The following is an 18,595-nucleotide window of genomic DNA, read 5'->3' on the forward strand; positions in this document are numbered from 1 at the left end:
GCGGCGACGCGCCGGGCCCTCCCAAGGAGCCGGTGTGTACCTTTCCACCCTCACCCGACCTGCCCCCGGCGGACGCCGAGGGGGACCCGTCGCGGCGAACGTGCTCGCCCTGGGCGCCGTCAGCCTCGTCACCGACGTCTCCGCCGAGATGGTCACCGCGATCCTGCCGCTCTACCTGGTGGTCGGCCTCCAGTTCAGCCCGGCCGCCTACGGGGCGATCGACGGGATCTACACCGGGGCCACCGTCCTGCTCCGGTTGATCGGCGGGTACGCCGCCGACCTGGCCGGCCGACGCAAGCACGTGGCCGTTCTGGGGTACGGCATGTCGGCGGCCGCCAAGCTCGGCCTGCTCGCGGCGGCGGGCTCCGGCGTCGGGATCGGCCTCGCCATCACCGCCGACCGCGCCGGCAAGGGCCTGCGCACCGCTCCCCGGGACGCGCTCATCACCCTGTGCACCCCGCCCGAGCACCTCGGCCGCGCCTTCGGCGTCCACCGGGCGATGGACGCCGCCGGGGCCTTCGCCGGCCCGCTCGTCGCCTCGCCGTCCTGGCCGCGGCCCCCGGCTCGTACGACTCGGTCTTCATGACGAGCTTCTGCGTCGCCCTGCTCGGCGTGATGATCCTCCTGCTCTTCGTCCGCGACACCCCGGGCCCCCGGCCGCCCCGCGAGGCGCTCCGGTGGCGGGCGCTGCTGGACGGGCCCGGCGCGCGGCGGCTGGCGCCCGCGTCCTGCCTGCTCGGGCTGGCCACCATCGGCGACGGCTTCACCTACCTGCTGCTGCAGAAGCGCGCGGACCTGGCGCTGGGCTGGTTCCCGCTGCTGGCGGTCGCCACGAGCGGCGTCTACCTGCTGCTCGCCGCGCCCGCCGGCGTCCTGTCCGACCGGATCGGACGGCTGCCCGTGCTGCTCGGCGGCTACCTGACCCTCACCGTCACCTACCTGCTGCTCAGCGAGGCACCGGGAGGGCTCTGGCTCATCGCGGCCGTCGTCATCCTCCACGGGACGTTCTACGCCGCGACCGACGGAGGGCTGATGGCCCTGGCCGGTCCCCTGCTGCCGGCGGACCTGAGGACCACCGGCATCGCGCTGATCCAGAGCGGGCAGGCCCTCGCCTACCTCGTGTCCTCGCTGCTGTTCGGGGTGGCCTGGCAGGTCTGGGGCATCCGCCCCGCCCTGCTCGCCGCGGCCGCCGTCAGCTTCATCGCCCTCGCCGGAACCGCCGTCCTGCTCCGTCCCGCCGGAAAGGCGACACCGTGAACCTGCGCTCCCGCGTCATCGCCCTGCTGGCCTCGGCCGTCCTTCTCGCCGCCGTGGCCGTCGTCTACACCGTGTCCCGCGGCGCGGACCCCGCTCCCGCCGACAGCGGGGCCGCCATCGGCCAACGGCTCCAGATGCTCACCAACGGCCGGCTCTCGTACACCTCCGGCACGGGATCACGCCAGGTGACCCCGGTACGGTGCGACCGGGCCCACGCCGCCGCCGGCACCGTCGCGTGCCTGCGCCCGGTCGGTGCGCTGAGCGCGGGCGCGCTGGTCGTCATGGACGCCTGGCTCCGCGAACGGCGGCGCGTCCCTCTCACCGGGTTCCCCAACCGCCTGCGGGTGTCGGCCAGCGGGCGGATGGTCGCCTGGACGCTCTTCATCGACGGCCACACCTACGCGACCTCGGGGTTCTCCACCCGGGCGGGCATCCTCGACACGCGGACGGGCCTGCTCGTCGACTCCTTGGAGGACTTCGCGGTCATCAAGGACGGCGCCCCCTACCGGAACAGGGACGTCAACTTCTGGGGCATCACCTTCGCCGCCGACGACAACCGCTTCTACGCGACCCTCTCGACGGGCGGCGGGCGCTACCTCGTCCAAGGCGATCTGGCGGCCCGGACGGTCCGCACCCTGGCACCCGGCGTCGAGTGCCCCTCCCTGTCGCCGGACGGCAAGCGCCTCGCCTTCAAGGCCGCCGTCGGAGGCGACCCGAAACGGGGCTGGCGCCTGTCCACGCTCGACCTCGCCACCCTCAGGACCACCCCGGCCGCCGAGCCCCGCAGCGTAGACGACCAGCCCCTCTGGCTGGACGCGCGCACGATCGCCTACGCTCTCCAACTCAGCGACGGCACCAACCAGACCTGGGCCGTCCCCGCCGACGGCTCCGGAACGCCGCGCCTCCTCCTCGCCAACGCGAACTCGATCTCCCCCGCACCGTGATGCCCACGACCACGGCGCCGGCCGTCTCTCACCCGCCGTCGAGTCCTCCCCTCCGGGCCCGTCACGGTCCGGACGTGGCCGTCGCCCGGTCAGGGCCTCACCCCGGGTCACCGCCCGCCGCAAGAGGTGAGCATCCAGGCACGGCTCCGCGTCTCCTTGACATTGACGTCGATAGGGGTGGCGATTCTTGGGTCGATAAGGTGAAAACTGGCGGCGTCGTGATAGAGGTCGGCGGAGACGATGACGGCGAAGGCCGCGCCATGTTCAGCCATCCGGTCTTTGAATGCGGGCGCGTCCAGCAGCCGGGAGAGATGGTTGACCGCGTCCCCCGAGAACCCGTGAGCGTCTCTGTGGAGGAAGCCGGCGTGAAGGGCCATGCGCAGCCGCATGCGCGAATCCTTCCGAGCGAGACGGGCGTTGTGCTCTCTTACGCCGGCCCTTGCGCTGTTGATGAAGGTCGGGAATACCGCTTCCAGACCGATCTTGGAGTCGGCGACCATCAGGAGTCCGTCGCCCCGGTCCTCGACTCGACAGAGCCGCGGCGGTATACAGGCGCTTCTACACGCTTCCTGAAAGATCTTGAAGCTGGAATCCCTCAGCTGTATCTGCGCACTCTGATCACACCGGGAGTAGCCGCAGATGTCGGTGCCGAAGAGCAGATAGTGGCGAGTGCGGGCAGGTGATGACCCATTTTCCGCGAACGCGGCCATGAGCCGTGCGACTTGTCGGATCACGAAGTGCTGCCGGAGGGTGCGGGAGCGGCCGGCCGTCCACCAGGGCGCACTTCCAAGGAGTGGATGTATCGAAACACGGAGTCACCTTGGCCCATGATGTCACCACGCGTACGGCGAACAAGAAAATATAAACCAAGACGCCCGGCTCGAACGCAACGAAAAATAGCCAAAGTCCACGGAAGGTCCGTGAAATAGCTGCGCCCGCTCGAAGCCGTGTGATTCATCTCAGCCGGAATGGACGAACTCCCGGGAGCACGAGGCCGTCCCGTGCCGACTCGGGGGGCTACGGCCGCGGGGGCGGCCGATCGGCGCCATCGCACACCCATGCCTGGGTCGCGCAGGACCGGAAGGTGGCGTGCGCTCGGTCATCGTCCCGGCGCCGATAGTGATCAGCCAGTTGACGCGCGTGCGTCAGGGCCGCCGGCCCCAGCGGCCCGGTGACGCCGGCCTCCCAGAGCTCCAGAGCAGGCTCCAGGCCGGCCGCCGCCGCGCTCTTGAGCAGGGCGATGGCCGTGTCGCGATACGCCGCGTCACAGCCGAAGAGCACGCCTTCCTGGTATTGCGCAATGGGATCGCCTTTGGCGGCGCGTACAGCGAGAGTCTGGGCGTAGGCCCCGTATTTCATCAGATGGCTGAGCTGGGTCGGCGACAGAACGACCGGCTCTGCCCGCACAATGTGACGCGGTGCACGGGCCTTCGGCACCGCAATCCCCACCTCGGAGGAGAATGGGGAGTCAGCCTTGCCGCCGGTATCCTCGTCATCGACGAAGACGCCGTCCCGTGCTTGCTGTTCGGCCTTGTTCTTGGTTTGGCGGAGCAGCTCCTGCCATTCCCGGAGGGTTGACCGGTCCGGTTCTTCCTCCAAGATCCCGACCTCGACGCCATAGCGCCCCACGGCAAGAATGAAGGCCCTGAACTTATCCGCGCTCGGAAGCGGTGTCAGCTTCCCGCTCAGCAGCTGACTGAGCCAGGGAGCGCTAAGGCTGACCTCGATCTCAGAATCACCCTTTTCGGGCGGATAAAATTCACCTAACCTGGATGCCAGTCTGATGATCTGCGTTTGCTGAGGTGAGCCGCAGCGGGCATAATAGGATTTTACGAGATACATGAACGCGATGTATGCGGGAGTTCTGGTGATCGGCAGTTTCGCCATCGCATTCGCTTTCCGTTGCTCCAGTCCCGAGCGACGAACCGTACGCCGGAGATCATCAAGGGTCCGCACGCGTGAGGGCCGGGGACACACGACCCGCTGCTCCGACCTGCCGGCTCGGGCAATATCACACAACGGCGTCACCCGCAAAAATCGGCATATGCGCCCAACCGGCTCACGTAGCCACAGGACTCTACGTCAGAGGATCACCCTGACCGACCCCCAGGATTGCACACTCACCCCCCGAACTCTATGCAATTCGCCACGTTCCGCCCTTGCCAGGTAACAGCCTGCTGATCATTTCCTGTAGCCGGGCCGGGGTCTGGTCGGGAGGCAGGGACAGGACCGCCAGGGCGTTCATCTCGTGTCGGTGAAAATCCGGCTCCTCGGGATAGACCGCCGCGCCGAGCCGTTCCAGGAAGACCACCTCATCGATGTCATGCTCGGGCAGCTGGACCAGGGTGAGCGGCGCTCCGAACCCGGCATCGCCCGCCGGGGTGAGCTGGATGGTCACATTCGGCAGCTCGCAGAGATCCTGAAGATGGGCGAGCTGGCGGAACATCGAGCCGGTGTCGGCCACGGGACGGTGGAACACGGCCTGGTCCACGATGGCCCACAGACGGGCCGGCCGATCACCGAGAATGATCTGCTGTCGCCGCAGCCGTAGCCGCAACCGCTGACCCAGCTCGTGCTCATCCGCGTGGGGATGCTTGAGCCGGATCAGCGCACGGGCGTAGTCGGCATGCTGCAACAGGTCCGGAATCGTCTCCCGCGCGTAGCAGCGGATGAGCTTCGCCGCCTGCTCGACTCCCAGATACGGCAGGAACCAGGATCGGATCAGCTGGCGATAGGGCGCCCACCAGCCTTCCTGCCGGGACAGCTGTGCCAGTTCCAGCAGGACCATCCGTGTCCCGTGGTCGGTGATCCCGTACGTCTCCGCGAGCGCGATCAGCGCACGGGGATCCGATGCGGTCACGCCGCGCTCCATCGCCTCCAGCCGCGCCGGAGAGCCGATCGCCGCCGCCGCTTCGGCCAGGGCGAGGCCGCTGCGTTCCCGCATCCGCCTCAGCCGGGCGCCGAGCACCATCCGCGGCCGGGTCAGCGCGTCCGTCTCAGATGCGGCCGGCCAGGCCACCCATCCCATGCTCACGTCGCGCTCCTCGGCCGCAGCCCACCGCCGCGCCCGGGTGTCCCGGCACTCCCGTTTGGGCCCACACGGGATGATACGGGATCGCGGGTCAGGGTTTCCGGCCTACCGCAGCGAACTGGTCGGTCTCCGGGAGCTCGAATTGCTCGGTCTCAGGCCGCCAGCGCGTGCACGTCACCACCCCCGGCTCGATCAGTTCCAGGCCCTGTCCGCGGAACAGGTCCTCGATCTGCTCGGGAGAACGCCAGACACCCGGCGGGCTGCCGCGCTCATTCCATAGCCGGACCGCTCGGGCCGCCTGTTCTCCCGTGACTTCGAGCGTTTGCTGGCTTACGGCCAGGTAGCTGCCTGAGGGCACTCGGGCCAGCAAGCGACCCATAATTCGACTCGCTTCCGAATCCTCTAGTATATGCCAGAATACTCCGAGCATCGTGATCGCGACCGGCTGCGACAGATCGAGCGTGTTCTGCGCTTGATCAAGGATATAGTCCGGCTCGTGCATGTCCGCGTCCAGATACGCGGTTTCCCCCTCGGGGGTACTCGTCAAAAGAGCTCGCGCGTGCGCCAGCACCAAGGGATCGTTGTCGACGTAAACGATCTTGCAGGCGGGGTTCGCCCGTTGCGCCACCTCGTGGGTGTTGTTCGCCGTCGGCAACCCGGTCCCGATGTCCAGGAACTGCGTGATCTCCGCCTCACCGGCCAGGAACCGGATGACACGACTGAGGAACAACCGGTCCGCGCGGGCCTGCTCCACGATATCGGGCAAGAATGCAGCGACCTCTTCGGCCAGCTCGCGATCGATCGGATAATGTTCCCGGCCGCCGAGCAGATAATCCCAGATCCGCGCGGAGTTCGCCCTGGTCGTGTCGATACCGGGCACGGAACGAAAATCAGGGCCGTCGTCCGACATTCGTCTCTCCTCACCACGCTGAGCAGGACCGTCTCCCAGGCCCGGGCGAACGAGCCGAGAACCCACGTCTGGTGACACCGGCAGCCTAGTCGACCCACCCGGCATCAGTGAGAACTTCTACGTCGAGCCTATGACTTGTGGCGGCGCAGACAGATTCAAACCCTTCTATGTTGACGTTCGAACACCTCTATTACCAGGCGCAACGAAACGATGAGACCACATCAGTCGCAACAAAGAGCCGCGGCCCGCCATTGGAACAGGAATTGCGTCACCGGCCACGCCGCCCCCACGAGGCGCAAGTGTAATGGACCTCATCATGGCCCTTAGCGCTTTCCGCAGGTCAACGGGTCACCGCGGATTCGTGGTGGCGCTCTGCGTATCCGAACCGCGAGGGTTGAGCGCGGCCAACTCGCGCCATTCGGCTATGGGCGCGGTGGTTCGATGGGCGGTGAGCACTTGCAGGCAGACGTGATCGGCCCCGGCGTCGAGGTGGGCTCGCACCCGCTCGGCGATGGCGTCGAGCGCTCCGCGCCCGCCCCCGACCACCAGCGCGTCGACGACGCGATCGGCCGGGGTGCCCGACAGTTCGTCCTGGGTATAGCCGAAACGCATCATGTCCTTGACGTGCGCGACGCCGCGTTCCATGTAGGTGCCGACATGGGCTCGTGCGAGATCGCGGGCCGCGTCAGGGTCGGGGTCGAGCATGACCGCCTGCTCCACGGCCAGCAGCGCGTCAGGACCGAGCCGGGCGCGGGCGTCCTCGGTATGGGCGACAGGCACGAGGTAAGGAAGCGCGCCGCTGGTCTTCTCGGCCGCCAGGTTCAGCATCTTCGGCCCGAGCGCGCCCAGGACACGGGGGCTGGGCACGGCCGGGGGCGGACTCTGCAAGGGCACCGCGTCCATCGCGTCGAGATAGGCGCCCATCGTCGAGACGGCACGCCCCCCGGACGGGACGCGATGCCCCAGATACATCAGCGGCCGGTCATCGACCCGATGCCCGCCGAGGCCGAGGATGAACCGGCCGGGATATGCCTCGGCGAGCGAGCGTTCCGCGGCTGCCATCGCGATGGGATCACGGAAGAAGATGTTCGCTATCCCGGTGCCGATCACCAGGCCGTCCGTCGCGCCCAGGAGGATCCCCGCCTGCGTCAGCACGTTGCGGCCGAACTCCTCACCGATCCACAGGGCCCCGAAACCCAGCTCTTCGATCTCGGCCGCCGCCTCGCGTACCCGCGTGGCGGGCTGTGCGTCCAGGGCCAGTGTCCACACACCAAGACGGCCCGCTGCTGCGTCCATGCGTCCTCCAATAGAATGAGCCCCTCTCACTTAAACTATATAGTGAGGGGTGCTCACTTTGTCGAGGAGGCCGTGTGCCCAGAGCGATGCGTGCCGACGCACGCCACAACCGCGAGCGTCTTCTGAAGATCGCGGACGCCACCTTCCGCCGCGAGGGGGTGAACGCCTCGCTGGCGGAGATCGCGCGCACCTGCGGGATCGCCATCGGCACCCTCTACCGGCACTTCCCGACCCGCGACGCCCTTCTCCAGGCCCTGATCCACGACCAGGTCACGAGCCTGCGGGAGAACGCCGAACGGCTCGCCGACTCCGACACGCCACGCGAGGCGCTCATCGAGTGGCTACAGGAGTTCGGCCGGTGCGCGTCCGCCTACCAGGGCCTGGCGGAATCGATCCTGGCCGCCGCCGCGGCCGAAGGGTCAGACCTGAACGCCGACGTCGAGAGCATGCGCGCCGCCGCCGCCGTGCTCCTGACCAAAGCGCAGAAGGCCACCGCCATCCGGCCCGATGTCCGCCCCGCCGAGGTGTTCGCCCTGGCCTGCGGGGCAGGCACCGCGAGCCACTACGCCACCGCCGACCCCGACCGCCTCCTGCGACTGGTCGTCGAGGGCCTCGCCCCACGCGAATAGCCCGCGACGTCCCCGTTCTCAGCGCGCAAGCGTTTCCGTCCAGGAGCGGACACCTCGCGGGCACAGGAACCTCGCCGGGACCGGCGGACGTCCGAAGAGGAAGAGGTGCTGGCAGGGCACTGCTGACCGCCGGAGTACTCAACGATGGACGTGTCGACCCTCCTGAACGCCGGTGCCCTCCTCGTCGCGGGAGCCGCGCTCGGCACCTCGACCTGGCTCGCGGCCCGGCAGAGCGGGCTGCAGAGTCTGCCACCGGCTGGCCGAGGAGCACAGCAGCGACCTCGGGATCACTGGTCTGCCCGAACCGGCGAGGGACGCCTTCTACGACATCGCGTACTACTTCGCGGCTGCTGTCGACCAGCGATCAGGGACTGGACCGCCCCGAACCGCTCGACGCCGCCGGAATCGTGAAGGCCGTCCTCAGTGAGCACCAGGCCGACGCCCGGGACCGTGACGTCACGGTCGAGCCGCACGTCGAACCCCTGCTGCTGGGCGACCCGACCCTCTTCCGGCATCTCGTCCGCAACCTGGTGGAGAACGCCCTGCGCTACAACAGGCCCGGCGGCCGGATCGTCGTCCATCTCGACGGCGGGGGAACTCGCCGTCACCAACACGGGACCGACGGTCCCTCCCGACATCGCCTCCCACCTCTTCGAACCGTTCCGCCGCCTGACCCGCGGCGAAGGCGTCGGCCTGGGGCTGTCCATCGTCGCGTCGATCGCGCGGGCGCATGGCGGCGAGGCGACCGCGCGAGCCAACCCGGACGGCGGCCTGACCGTCCGGATCGCCTTCGACGCCCACGTGCCGGAGCCGGCCGTCAGCGGACCTGCGGATCCGCAACCGGCGATCTCACACCGCGTCAGTCGCGGGTGAGGCCCTTGGATGTCGCCCGGGCGAGGGTGTCCGCCACCGTTGTGCATGCGAGGGAGGCCACAGAGCGCAACTGCGCGTCCGGCACCCTGGCGCGGCTCAGTACGGCCAGCGACTGGTTGACGGCGACGACGAACGTGGCGAGCTCATCGAGCACTTGGGCATCGGCCGAGGCGCCCGCGAGCGCTTCGCGCACCCGCCGGCGCTGTACGTCGAGCAGCCCGCGAATCCGGGTGCCGTTCTCCTCATTGAGCGTCGGCGACTGCGCGGCGGACTGCGCGATGAGGCACCCCGTGGGGACCGACGGGTCGGCGATGCGGGTCAGAATGACGTCAAAGAATGCCTCTACCGCGCGCACCGGATCACCAGGATACGCCGCGAGTGCTCGCTCGTACTGCGTGCCGTAAATGGACGAGTAGTGGTCGAGGCACTTGCGGAACAGGGCGTCCTTGTTGCCGAACGCGCCGTAGAGGGAGCCGCGGCCAAGACCGGTGGCGGAACCGAGGGCATCGAGCGAGGCGTCGGCATACCCGCGTTGCCAGAACACTCGCATTGCCTGGTCCAGGACCGCGTTGACGTCGAACTGCTTCCGGCCCGGCATGCCCTGCACCTCCCACCTTCTTGCCTCCGCTGAGGAGCCTATCACCATCTTGGATCGATCAGTCAAAATAATCTTTGACTGATCGATCCAAGATGAGTAGCGTGGGCGGGACGCTACCGAATCCGCTGCACCGCACGCCATCCCCTCCTGGCCGCCGCCCTCCGGCATCTCCCTCAAGCCCCTTGAAAGGGGATCATCATGAGTTCGTCCCACCTGCCAACGCCCGAGGGGCTCGGTTCCGTCTCCCAGGCGCCGAACCTCCCGTCCGGGTTCACCGACACCTTCACCAGCCGTTACGTCGACATCGGCGAGTTGCGGCTGCACGCCGTCATCGGTGGCGAGGGACCGGCGCTGCTGCTTCTGAGCGGCTGGCCCCAGACGTGGTACGCCTGGCGATTCTTGATGCCGGCGCTGGCCCGCGACTTCACGGTCGTCGCGGCCGATCCGCGCGGAGTCGGCCTGAGCGACAAACCATTGGACGGGTACGACACCGGCACGCTCGCAACCGACATGGTGGCACTGATGAACGCGCTCGGGCATGAACGGTTCGCCATGGTCGGTCACGACATCGGGATGTGGACCGGCTATGCCCTGGCCGCAGATCACCCGGACCGCCTCGAACGTCTGGTCGTCGCCGAGGCCCTCATCCCGGGGCTGTCCCCCTCACCGCCTCTTTTCAGCGGCCGGGAGGCGAACACCCGCCTCTGGCACTTCGCTTTCAATCGTCTCGCCGACATGAACGAGGAGTTGGTGAGCGGCCGGGAACGCCTCTACTTCGGCCACCAGTTCGCCACGAAAGCCGGACATCCACTGCCCGACTACGCCGTCCAGTACTACGTCGACATTCTCGCTACCGTCCCAGAAGCCCTACGAGCGAGCTTCGAGTCCTACCGTGCCCTCGACACGAGCATCGCGCAGAACGAGCAGCGCAAGGCCCGGCGGCTGATACTCCCGATCTTGGCGATCGCCGGAGCAAAGAGCGCGGGTGAATCGGTCAGCGACACGATGAGGCTTGCCGCAGACGATGTGGAAAGTGTCGTCCTCACTGACTGTGGCCACTATCCCGCCGAGGAAGCCCCCGAGGCGATGCTGTCTGCGCTCACCGCATTCCTGGCCCCGTACCGGGACGGGCCGACCACTACCCTGCCTGGTAGCTGACGTGCAGGCGCGCCTTGATGGCAGGCTCGCCGCAACCGCGGCCAGCCGGGTTCGAGAAGGGTTTCGCCCCCTCGAACCCGGCCTGGTCAATTCTGCGGCCTGGCCCGCCTCACCTGAGTCCGGGCTTGCCGACCACGCGCAGGGCGGTCTGGGCGGTCCACTGCAGGACTGTCCCCTTCTTGACCGTGCCCTCGCCGTCCCCTGGCGAGTGCTCCTTGATGGCGTAGGAGTACGTACCGAGGAAGCGGTACGTGACCGGGTCGAGGATGATCATCTGACGGTTCCAGCCCTCGAAGGTGTGGGTGAACGCGATGCCTCGCCGGCCCGCGGCGTCCCGGACATCCCGCTCGACGCTGACACTGCGGATCTGTGGCAGCGCCCGGTAGAGGGCGGCGCGGAGCGCGGACGGAAGCGGGCGCTGCAACAGCTCGGTGATGGTGCCGAAGACCGACCGAGCCGACTCCCTTCCACCCGCAGGCGGCACCGGCGTCGCAGGCCCGGGGCCGCCGGATCCCGCTTCCTCGGGATCCCAGTACGCCATCCGCATGGTCTTCGGGTCGTACAGGGTCCGCAGCAGGGCACGCGGCTCGGTCGGCAGCATCTTGGTCAGGCGGTACCCGGACTGGTCGGGCGACTTGTAGCCGACGGGCTTTCCATGCTCGTCATACCGCCAGCCCGCCTTGGTGACCTTGAGTTTGCCGTCGACGATCTCGGCCGATTCCCGACCGTCGACGCGTTCCCACCCCTCGACGGTGTTCAGCCTGCTGGTGTCCATGCCCTTCCACCAGGAGTTCATGTCGCCCTTGAACTCGGCGTTCCGGCTCCGGGCGTAGATCCACTGGTGCGGGCCCGGCCCCTTGTCCGGTGTCTTCTCGACCGCCACGGCCGCCCGGTCGCCGAGCTCGGCCGCGCTGGCGACGGAGAGATTGTGCTTGCCGCCCGTGAGCTGGCTGAGGGTGACCGCCGCGACGATCGTGACGCCGAGGACGCCGGCGACAGCGATCCGGGTCACCGGCCTGGGCATCGTCCACCCGCGCACGGGGCGCGGGGCGGCCGTCCACTCGGCCTGGAGACGGGCCCGAGCGGCGGACGCGGCCTCGGGGGTGATCTGCGGCGTGCCGCCGCGCAGGGACTCGATCATTTCCAGGTCGTTCATGCGTCATCTCCCAGGGTGAGGTCTCCAAGCACCGCGCGAACCTTGCGGCGGGCGCGGTGCAGCCGCGAGCGGACGGTGCCGACGGGAACGCCCAAGGCGCGGGCGGCCTCCTCGTAGGTGAGGTCGCCCCAGGCCACGAGGAGCAGGACGTCGCGGTCGCCCCGGGACAGGCCCGCCAGGGCACCGGCCAGGCGGCGCTCCTGGTCCTGAGCCGCCACCCGGCTGACCACGGCGTCCGCCATCGGTTCGGGCAGAGGGTCGGAACCCGTACGGGCCAGCGCCCGGAAGTAGCGCTCCTCCGCCCGGCGGTGCCGCGCGACCAGGGTGGTCGCGATCCCGTACAGCCAGGGGCGGGCCAGCGGCTGGGCAAGGTCGTAACTGCCGCGGCGGCGGAACGCGATGAGGAAGGTCTCGGCCACGATGTCATCGGCGGCCTGGGTCCCCAGACGGCGGGCCGCGTAGTGGTGGATCCGGCGGTGGTGCCGGTCGAAGAGCTCGGCGAACTGTTCGGGATCGGTCAGGGAGAGTCGGATGACCTCGGAGTCGGACAGGTCGTCCTCCACCTCCGCCGCCAGCGCCGGCCTCACGAAGAACCTTTGAGTCGATGCACCGATGCGGTCCCTTCGGAATCGGGGGTCAAGTGAACACCCGGTTGTCTCCCGAAGCACCTTGGAGGGTTCTCGCTCGGAATCCGGGTCACCTGCCGCCGCGGCGGCCCTCGTCCGCCATGGCGTGCGCCGCCTCTGCGATCGGGCCCAGCCGGTCGGCGATGCCCTGCACCGCTCCCGCGAGGTCATGACACGGAGCGATCGGGTCACCCGACGAGGACACGAACCACGGCACCCCGCCCACGCCCGGCTTCACCCACACGCTTTCGCCGAGCGCGGGAAGGTGGGGCGAGAAGACACGCAGGAGAGCGGGGATCTCCTCGTACCGGGGGCGGGACGCCCAGCCAGCGGTGGCGAGCACACCAGCGAGGGCGCCCAGATGATCGGTCGCGGTCACCGGCAAGGCGGCGCGGCGACCGGGAACGCCGACGACGTCGTCCCCGGCCGTCGCGCCAGGACGCTGGACTTCCGCCTGTCCGGCCGTGGAATGCCGGACGGCTAGTCCCGCGAGGAACAGGCGGGCGCGGGAGGCCGCCCGCACGGAACCTCCCGCGCCCGGTAGGGACGGCGCGACGCGGGGGCGTGATGCATCGCGCCGTCCCGGCTTGAGAAGGCGAAACACCTAGATCGCCGACCTACGCAGATACCAATCGACCGTGACGGCCAGGGCATCTGCGCTCGGCGCCTCGACCAAACGCGGCCCATACCGCGACGGCACCAGGGCCCACCACATCCGGGTTGACTCTCCCCACCACGTGGTGATCCCGGCGGGGATGCTCGGGGGCGCATCTCGGACGGGCGGCAGGTCGAACACGGTGTCCGTCGACCGGTTCATGGCCGCTCCTCGAAGGCCGCCAGGACGGCGTCGACGGTGACCAGCGGGTCCCCGATCGGGCCGATCACCCGGCCGCCGCCCAGCCAGCGGAACATCCCCCGCCGACAGGCCACCAGCCGGGTGCGCCCACCCGAACCCGTCGCCGTCAGCGTCGTGTCATAGGCCGTGGCGGTGACCCCGCACTTGCGCAGCTCGACCGCCAGATCCCGCAACGCCAGCCAGGAGTCGACCCCGTCCGCCTCCTCCAGCAACTCGCGCAACAGCCCGAGCCCATCGGCCTGCGCACCGAAGAACCCACCCCGCCCCGGCGAACTCGGACGCCAAGCGTGCCACCCGGCACCGCCCGGCACGTCCTTAACCTCCACCAGCCAGCCGGGAAACTCCTTCATCAGACCGCACTGCGTCTCCGACCCACTCACCGCGCACCCGCCTCAGCCTCGGCGACCGCACGCAACTTCGCGCGCAACTCGTCCGCCGTGTCAGCGTCCAGCTCCGTACACACGCGCGTCCCGAGCAACGGGCCGTCCAGCCGAGCACGCCTGGCGGTGCGTACCGCCCACCACCGCCCGGTGTCGCTGGTGTGGACGATCGACCAGCGCGGGAACGCCTCCCGCAACGCGGCCTTCTCCTTCTCGGCGGCGGCCGCTCCCGGCGGCTGCTGCTGTGCCTTACTCACAGCCGGACCTACCTTTCGGTCAAGCCCCGGATCCTCTGATGCTCGCCCACCAGCCGAGGCCGTCCTTGCGTCCTGTGACACCTTCCGCCCACCACCAGACCGCGCCCGGCGCTAGCGTGGAAGACGCTGGCCGCTGACTCCCCCGGCGGACAGCATCCTGTAGCGGGTCAACCCGGGGCGAAACGGGTGAGGCGATGACCTTCGGTGAGAAGCTGCGTCAGCTCATGGCGGAGCGGCAGATCAGCCAGCGCAAGCTGGCCGCGCTGGTTCCGTGTAACGACGGCTACCTGTCCAAGATCGCGAGCGGCCTGAAGTGTCCCAGCCCGGAGGTAGCTGAGCGGCTGGACGAATTGCTCGGCGCGGGCGGCACCCTGGCCGCGCTGCGGCCCGCCGATCCCCTGGCGGTCTCCGATCCCCTCGACCTGACCGGGGTGAGCCTGCCCATGGCGACCGGCCGTCCCGCCGACGCCGACTATGTCGACTCAGTCCGGCAGACCAGCCAGACGCTGGTGCGGCTGGACACCGAGCACGGCGGCGACGACGTGCTGCCGCTGGCGCTGCGCGCCTTCCGCGCCGTCAACCACCGGCTCGGGAACGGCGCGTACAAGCCCGCGGTCGAGCGGGACCTGATGGCTGCCGCCGGCGAAGCGGCCGAGGTCGCGGCGTGGCTGGCCTACGACGCCGACCGGCAGAACGTGTCCCGGCAGGTGATCCACGAGGCGCTGATGCTGTCGCGGCAGGCGGGGGACTCGGACATGGAGCTGTTCGAGCTGACGCACCTGGCGATGCAGTCGGTACACCTGCACCGGCCCGCCGAGGCGATGCGGATCACCACAGACCTGCTGGACGACGGACTGCCGCCTCGCGCGGCGGCGCTGACGGGCATCCGCCATGGTCGAGCGCTCGCCCAGCTCGGCCGCCATGACGAGGCGCTGGCCACCCTCGGGAGGGCGCGGGCGGCGTTGCTGGACGGGTCGGGGACGCGGGATGCGGTATGGACGTGGTGGATCACTGACGCCGAGGTGCTGTGGCACACCGGCATGGCCCGCGCCGAGCTCGGCGAGTGGAAGGCGGCGATTCCACTGCTGCGCGAGTCGGCCGAACTTCGAATCGGGTACCGGCGGGCCCGCTACAACGACCTGACGCACCTGCTGAACGCGCTCGCTCACGTCGGCGACTGGCGGGAGGCCGAGCCGGTGCTGACCGAGGTCGCCGGAGACGCGGGCGCGGTGGGATCAGGCCGGACGAGGAACCTGCTGCGCAGGGTCACCCACCGAATCTCGCGCGCGGGTGCGCCCTCGGGGGTCGCGGACCTGGCCGAGGACGTGCACCGGGTCCTGAACGCCGCCTGAGCCAGGCGTGGCCGACAAGTACGCGGGCGCCCGGCAAGCTGCGGACTACCACGCCCGGTACCTGGAGGCGTTCAACCTCGCAGCCGCGGGCAACCGGCAGCCGGCCGCACATGACGAGGATCGATGATCGACGACGTCAACCCTGAGCAGATTCCTGCCATCACCCGGTTCGCGGACGTCCAGGCGCTCCCGCCGGACGAGCCGACCGCGTGCTTCCTCTTCGGGACCAACCAGGTCCCGCCTGTGGACATCGTCGCCGAGCGGTATCACCGCGGGCTCGCCCCGCTGATCATCGCGACCGGGGGCGTCAACAGGCGCAACCAGATCGTCGAGGGACAGGTCTTCGGCGAACGAATTCACTCGCTGCCACTAAGCCCAGATCTCTTGACCTTCTGATGTGACAGTCATTCCCGTTCCGATAAGCGTTGTTGTTTTCGGGACTATGGAACGTTGACCGCGAAGCATCATGTAATTGACGTCGCCATAAAAATGGCCGCGTGCAGTTCCGTCCTCGGCAACGATTAGGCGAACCAATTGCCCGACGTCCATAGCGGCCATCCAGGGGAACACAATAATGCCGCCTGGTCGCGTCTGACGTATCCACTCATACGGGACATTGGTCACACCACAGGTCACGTGTACACGATCATATACTGCCCCTTTCAGCCAGCCGTTCGCACCGTCCCCCAGAATTAGCCGAGGATTGCAGTCGGCCTCCAATATATTCTCGCTAGCCCTGTTGAATATCTCCTCGTCAACTTCAATGCTAGTAACATTTTCATTGCCGACAACCCGCGATAGCAATGAAGCCGTCCAACCCGTACCCGTCCCAATTTCCAGTACACGGTCGTCGTTATGTGGATCGAGCAGGGATAGGCCCGCAAGAATTACACTCGGCGCAGACAAGGACGATGTAAACGCACCCTTTCCTGCGGAGATGTCAGTTGATCCGTCGTCCAGTTGGGTCACAATCGCCATATCCGAGTACGCCGCTTCCAGCCATTGATGCGGGTCTCTGTCCCGATCGATAAGGAATCGGTCTCCGTCATCGGGGGTACAGAAAGCTCGGGTCGGCACGAACAGATGGCGGGGCACCCGCCGAAGGGGTTCCCGCCACCGTTCGATATCGCCGAGCCGTTCCAGTCCGGCAATCATCTCTTCGAGAAATGAGTTCACCTTGATTGCCGACCGACTACTTGCCATCGTCCTTTTCGTGCTTTCCACCGCCCCCGCCCTATTCTTTTGGAGGCGTCGCTGGAGGTATCGGCTTGTCCCATTTGCCCTCCTTGCCCGGTGTGTCGTGTTTACCCACGGGTCCTCCTTTAAGACTGCACAGAAGCCGAAGTAATTCGTTAGCCGGAAGAATAGACCTCTATCGGCAACGGTTCAACCCCCAGCAACGCCCCGGTAAGGATAATGTGTCTGCTTTGAGACGCCGTCGACCTAGAAAGGGCCAGGCACTGGAGATTCACGCTAGGGGTGCAGTCCGGCCGGCCAGCATCGGTGATTTTCTTCGCACAATAAAAAGGGGATCCGTGAAACGGGCAATTTTGTCATCGCTTATCGGAACAATCTCGCTTGGAAATGCGACCCATTGCCAAAGTGCACACAATCGGCAAGTTATGGTGAGAAGCTGCGTCAGCTCATGGCGGAGCGGCAGATCAGCCAGCGCAGGCTGGCCGCGCTGGTGCCGTGCAACGACGGTTACCTGTCCAAGATGGCGAGCGGCCTGAAGCGTCCCGGCCTGGAGGTAGCTGAGCGGACAGGTCTTCCGCGCACTGCTCATCGAACGCGGAGTTCCCGCCGACGTCATCCGCGTCGAGGACCGGTCGGCCAACACCTGGCAGAACGTGGAACTGGCACTGCCGTTCCTGCGCGAGGCCCTGGCCGCCGGGCTGACGATCACGGCCGTGTGCAAGTGGTACCACCGCCGCGCGATCCATCCGCGAGTGGGACGAGGTCTCTCGCCGTGTGGCTGACGGCCGCTTCGCCGAGGCCGAGCGGCGCGACGGCGCCTGGCATTGACCACATCCCGAGTTCCCGAAGCCTTCCGGCGATGCACACTGCTACAACTGGGAGACACGGGCCGCCGTCCGCTCTCCGGATGACGGTCGGCTCGGCCGGATGGTTTGCTGCGTTTTACGTGCGACGCACCGGCGCCCAATCTCCTCGCGAGGCGGCGTCAGTCTCGTCTCCAGAGAACTCCTTCATAAGGCCGCACTGCGCTCACCGCAGGCCCGCCCCGTCCTCGACGACCTTACGCGACCTCGCGCGCAGCGCATTCGCCGTCTGGGCGTCCAGTCAAGACCTGGTGGTGGCCAGCGCGGCTGGTGATAGATCGCCGGCGAAATGGAAGTCGGGATCGGGCGGGAGGTGATCAAAGGTCTGGAGTCGTGGGACGGGGTCCCCTCCGTGAGGGAAGAGTTCGGATGTCGTTTAGCGCTCGGTGCTTTCGAGGGCGTTGACGATGTGGGCGGCAACCGACTGCGGGGAGCCGGCGGCGTCCGGGTCGTAGGGCTGACCGAATTCGGCGCGCACTCGTTCCAGCAGGCCGGTCGCGGTCCCGGGGGGATAGACAGTGGTCACGCGCACGTTGTTTGGGGCCTCTTCCTCGCGCAGCGAGTCGGCCAACTCGCGCAAGGCGGCCTTGCTGGCCGCGTAGGCCGACCAGCGCGGTACCGCGTGCACCCCGGGCGCGGCGTTGATGAAGATCACATGCCCGGCGGCCGCACGCAGTGCCGGGAGCAGCAGCCGGGTGAGCTCAGCGGCCGCCACGACGTTGACCGTCAACACGTCCTGCCACATCGCATACGGTGTGTCGGCGACGGACGCGACCGGTGCGACCGCGGCGTTGTGCACCAGCCCATCGAGGTGTTCGACGTCCCCGACCAGCCCCGCCAGCGCCTCTGGACGCCGTAGATCCGCGGCGACCCACCGCACGACACGTGGGAAGCTGACGGCCAGATCCTCCAGCCTCGCCGCGTCTCGTCCCAGGGCGATGATCTGGTGGCCACGCTCGTGCAGTTCGCCGACGATCGCCGCTCCGATACCACCGTTGGCCCCTGTCACCAAAACAGTGCGCATGACAGGGAGCATCGCATTCGCACGTCTAGGCCCTGCTCAGGGCGTTAGCAGGGCGTCGAGTTCGGCTGTGAAGAGTTGGGCGGGGTCGAATCCCATTCCGGTGAAGTGGCCGGCCAGTTCCAGGGACAGGACGCCGTGTAGCCGGGTCCAGAAACTCAGGGCCTGGTGGAGGGCGGCGGGTGGGGCGG

25 protein-coding genes are annotated in these 18,595 nt (G+C 68.1%); 9 read left to right on the forward strand and 16 right to left on the reverse strand.

The annotated features are described in order from the left end of the window. Nucleotides 1–34: 34 nt before the first annotated feature. Genes E1298_RS49375 through E1298_RS09825 form a run of 3 tightly spaced genes read left to right on the forward strand, consistent with a single transcriptional unit; the run spans nt 35 to nt 2,201 of the window. Nucleotides 35–586 carry an MFS transporter gene (locus E1298_RS49375; RefSeq protein ID WP_207944531.1) on the forward strand — a complete coding sequence of 184 codons (552 nt, stop codon included), beginning with the start codon at nt 35–37 and terminating at the stop codon, nt 584–586. Beyond that, the gene (locus tag E1298_RS49380) at nt 583–1,257 is read left to right on the forward strand and encodes an MFS transporter (protein WP_207944532.1); all 675 of its coding nucleotides are present in this window, start codon (nt 583–585) and stop codon (nt 1,255–1,257) included. The genes E1298_RS49375 and E1298_RS49380 overlap by 4 nt, the downstream gene beginning before the upstream one ends. Continuing rightward, entirely contained in the window at nt 1,254–2,201 is a 948-nt protein-coding gene (locus tag E1298_RS09825; protein WP_207944533.1) for a TolB-like translocation protein, read from the forward strand. The genes E1298_RS49380 and E1298_RS09825 overlap by 4 nt, the downstream gene beginning before the upstream one ends. Before the next feature lie 107 nt (nt 2,202–2,308). On the opposite strand, the gene E1298_RS47965 is transcribed toward E1298_RS09825, so the two are convergent. The 5 genes from E1298_RS47965 to E1298_RS09850 form a co-directional block, all read right to left on the reverse strand. Continuing rightward, on the reverse strand, nt 2,309–2,935 hold the full coding sequence (locus E1298_RS47965; protein ID WP_165975388.1) for a hypothetical protein: 627 nt from the start codon (nt 2,933–2,935) through the stop codon (nt 2,309–2,311). A gap of 283 nt (nt 2,936–3,218) precedes the next feature. After that, complete coding sequence (locus E1298_RS09835; RefSeq protein WP_131891459.1) at nt 3,219–4,088, reverse strand: hypothetical protein; 870 nt, start codon at nt 4,086–4,088, stop codon at nt 3,219–3,221. Between the two features lie 247 nt (nt 4,089–4,335). After that, complete coding sequence (locus E1298_RS09840; protein WP_243725492.1) at nt 4,336–5,229, reverse strand: helix-turn-helix domain-containing protein; 894 nt, start codon at nt 5,227–5,229, stop codon at nt 4,336–4,338. A 94-nt stretch (nt 5,230–5,323) separates the two neighbouring features. Continuing rightward, nucleotides 5,324–6,142, reverse strand: a complete 819-nt coding sequence (locus E1298_RS09845) for an SAM-dependent methyltransferase (RefSeq protein ID WP_131891464.1) — start codon at nt 6,140–6,142, stop codon at nt 5,324–5,326. A 348-nt stretch (nt 6,143–6,490) separates the two neighbouring features. Further along, nucleotides 6,491–7,438 carry a TIGR03620 family F420-dependent LLM class oxidoreductase gene (locus tag E1298_RS09850; protein WP_131891467.1) on the reverse strand — a complete coding sequence of 316 codons (948 nt, stop codon included), beginning with the start codon at nt 7,436–7,438 and terminating at the stop codon, nt 6,491–6,493. 74 nt (nt 7,439–7,512) lie between these two features. Here E1298_RS09850 and E1298_RS09855 point away from each other — a divergent pair, with 74 nt between their 5' ends. Next, nucleotides 7,513–8,067 carry a TetR/AcrR family transcriptional regulator gene (locus E1298_RS09855; RefSeq protein WP_131891470.1) on the forward strand — a complete coding sequence of 185 codons (555 nt, stop codon included), beginning with the start codon at nt 7,513–7,515 and terminating at the stop codon, nt 8,065–8,067. Between the two features lie 287 nt (nt 8,068–8,354). On the opposite strand, the gene E1298_RS50260 is transcribed toward E1298_RS09855, so the two are convergent. Next, nucleotides 8,355–8,675 (reverse strand): hypothetical protein, encoded by a 321-nt coding sequence (locus E1298_RS50260; RefSeq protein ID WP_243725490.1) that lies wholly within the window; start codon nt 8,673–8,675, stop codon nt 8,355–8,357. A 28-nt stretch (nt 8,676–8,703) separates the two neighbouring features. On the opposite strand from E1298_RS50260, the gene E1298_RS51785 reads away from it, so the two are divergent. After that, nucleotides 8,704–8,940, forward strand: a complete 237-nt coding sequence (locus E1298_RS51785) for an ATP-binding protein (RefSeq protein WP_424923090.1) — start codon at nt 8,704–8,706, stop codon at nt 8,938–8,940. Here E1298_RS51785 and E1298_RS09865 read toward each other — a convergent pair. Next, the gene (locus E1298_RS09865) at nt 8,927–9,538 is read right to left on the reverse strand and encodes a TetR/AcrR family transcriptional regulator (RefSeq protein WP_131891476.1); all 612 of its coding nucleotides are present in this window, start codon (nt 9,536–9,538) and stop codon (nt 8,927–8,929) included. The two genes, E1298_RS51785 and E1298_RS09865, sit on opposite strands and share 14 nt — an antisense overlap. A 198-nt stretch (nt 9,539–9,736) precedes the next feature. On the opposite strand from E1298_RS09865, the gene E1298_RS09870 reads away from it, so the two are divergent. Beyond that, entirely contained in the window at nt 9,737–10,696 is a 960-nt protein-coding gene (locus E1298_RS09870; RefSeq protein WP_131891479.1) for an alpha/beta fold hydrolase, read from the forward strand. A 109-nt stretch (nt 10,697–10,805) separates the two neighbouring features. Here the strand turns inward: E1298_RS09870 and E1298_RS09875 are convergent, their stop codons facing one another. The 6 genes from E1298_RS09875 to E1298_RS09900 all read right to left on the reverse strand — a co-directional run bounded on the left by E1298_RS09875 (nt 10,806) and on the right by E1298_RS09900 (nt 13,971). Next, nucleotides 10,806–11,852 carry a CU044_5270 family protein gene (locus E1298_RS09875; RefSeq protein WP_131891482.1) on the reverse strand — a complete coding sequence of 349 codons (1,047 nt, stop codon included), beginning with the start codon at nt 11,850–11,852 and terminating at the stop codon, nt 10,806–10,808. Continuing rightward, complete coding sequence (locus E1298_RS09880; RefSeq protein WP_243725491.1) at nt 11,849–12,439, reverse strand: RNA polymerase sigma factor; 591 nt, start codon at nt 12,437–12,439, stop codon at nt 11,849–11,851. Before E1298_RS09880 ends, E1298_RS09875 begins: the two co-directional genes overlap by 4 nt. 109 nt (nt 12,440–12,548) lie before the next feature. Continuing rightward, nucleotides 12,549–13,001 carry a hypothetical protein gene (locus E1298_RS09885; protein ID WP_131891488.1) on the reverse strand — a complete coding sequence of 151 codons (453 nt, stop codon included), beginning with the start codon at nt 12,999–13,001 and terminating at the stop codon, nt 12,549–12,551. An 81-nt stretch (nt 13,002–13,082) separates the two neighbouring features. Next, on the reverse strand, nt 13,083–13,295 hold the full coding sequence (locus E1298_RS09890; protein WP_131891491.1) for a hypothetical protein: 213 nt from the start codon (nt 13,293–13,295) through the stop codon (nt 13,083–13,085). After that, nucleotides 13,292–13,684, reverse strand: a complete 393-nt coding sequence (locus tag E1298_RS09895; RefSeq protein WP_131891494.1) for a site-specific integrase — start codon at nt 13,682–13,684, stop codon at nt 13,292–13,294. Before E1298_RS09895 ends, E1298_RS09890 begins: the two co-directional genes overlap by 4 nt. A gap of 26 nt (nt 13,685–13,710) precedes the next feature. After that, nucleotides 13,711–13,971 (reverse strand): hypothetical protein, encoded by a 261-nt coding sequence (locus E1298_RS09900; RefSeq protein ID WP_131891497.1) that lies wholly within the window; start codon nt 13,969–13,971, stop codon nt 13,711–13,713. A gap of 194 nt (nt 13,972–14,165) precedes the next feature. Between E1298_RS09900 and E1298_RS09905 the strand changes: the two genes are divergently transcribed. After that, on the forward strand, nt 14,166–15,323 hold the full coding sequence (locus E1298_RS09905) for a helix-turn-helix domain-containing protein (protein WP_131891500.1): 1,158 nt from the start codon (nt 14,166–14,168) through the stop codon (nt 15,321–15,323). A 123-nt stretch (nt 15,324–15,446) separates the two neighbouring features. Further along, complete coding sequence (locus E1298_RS09910) at nt 15,447–15,719, forward strand: hypothetical protein (RefSeq protein WP_131891502.1); 273 nt, start codon at nt 15,447–15,449, stop codon at nt 15,717–15,719. On the opposite strand, the gene E1298_RS09915 is transcribed toward E1298_RS09910, so the two are convergent. Further along, the gene (locus E1298_RS09915) at nt 15,693–16,547 is read right to left on the reverse strand and encodes a methyltransferase domain-containing protein (protein WP_131891505.1); all 855 of its coding nucleotides are present in this window, start codon (nt 16,545–16,547) and stop codon (nt 15,693–15,695) included. The two genes, E1298_RS09910 and E1298_RS09915, sit on opposite strands and share 27 nt — an antisense overlap. A 530-nt stretch (nt 16,548–17,077) precedes the next feature. On the opposite strand from E1298_RS09915, the gene E1298_RS51790 reads away from it, so the two are divergent. Further along, nucleotides 17,078–17,302 carry an ElyC/SanA/YdcF family protein gene (locus E1298_RS51790; RefSeq protein WP_131891514.1) on the forward strand — a complete coding sequence of 75 codons (225 nt, stop codon included), beginning with the start codon at nt 17,078–17,080 and terminating at the stop codon, nt 17,300–17,302. A 457-nt stretch (nt 17,303–17,759) separates the two neighbouring features. Here the strand turns inward: E1298_RS51790 and E1298_RS09925 are convergent, their stop codons facing one another. Beyond that, a complete protein-coding gene (locus E1298_RS09925) occupies nt 17,760–18,407 on the reverse strand; it encodes an SDR family oxidoreductase (protein ID WP_131891508.1) in 648 nt (215 codons plus the stop codon). 36 nt (nt 18,408–18,443) lie between these two features. Further along, the coding region (locus E1298_RS51540) for a TetR-like C-terminal domain-containing protein (RefSeq protein ID WP_207944535.1) at nt 18,444–18,595 on the reverse strand (152 nt) is incomplete at its 5' end.

This window comes from Actinomadura rubrisoli (assembly GCF_004349215.1).
GTDB classification, from domain to species: domain Bacteria; phylum Actinomycetota; class Actinomycetes; order Streptosporangiales; family Streptosporangiaceae; genus Spirillospora; species Spirillospora rubrisoli.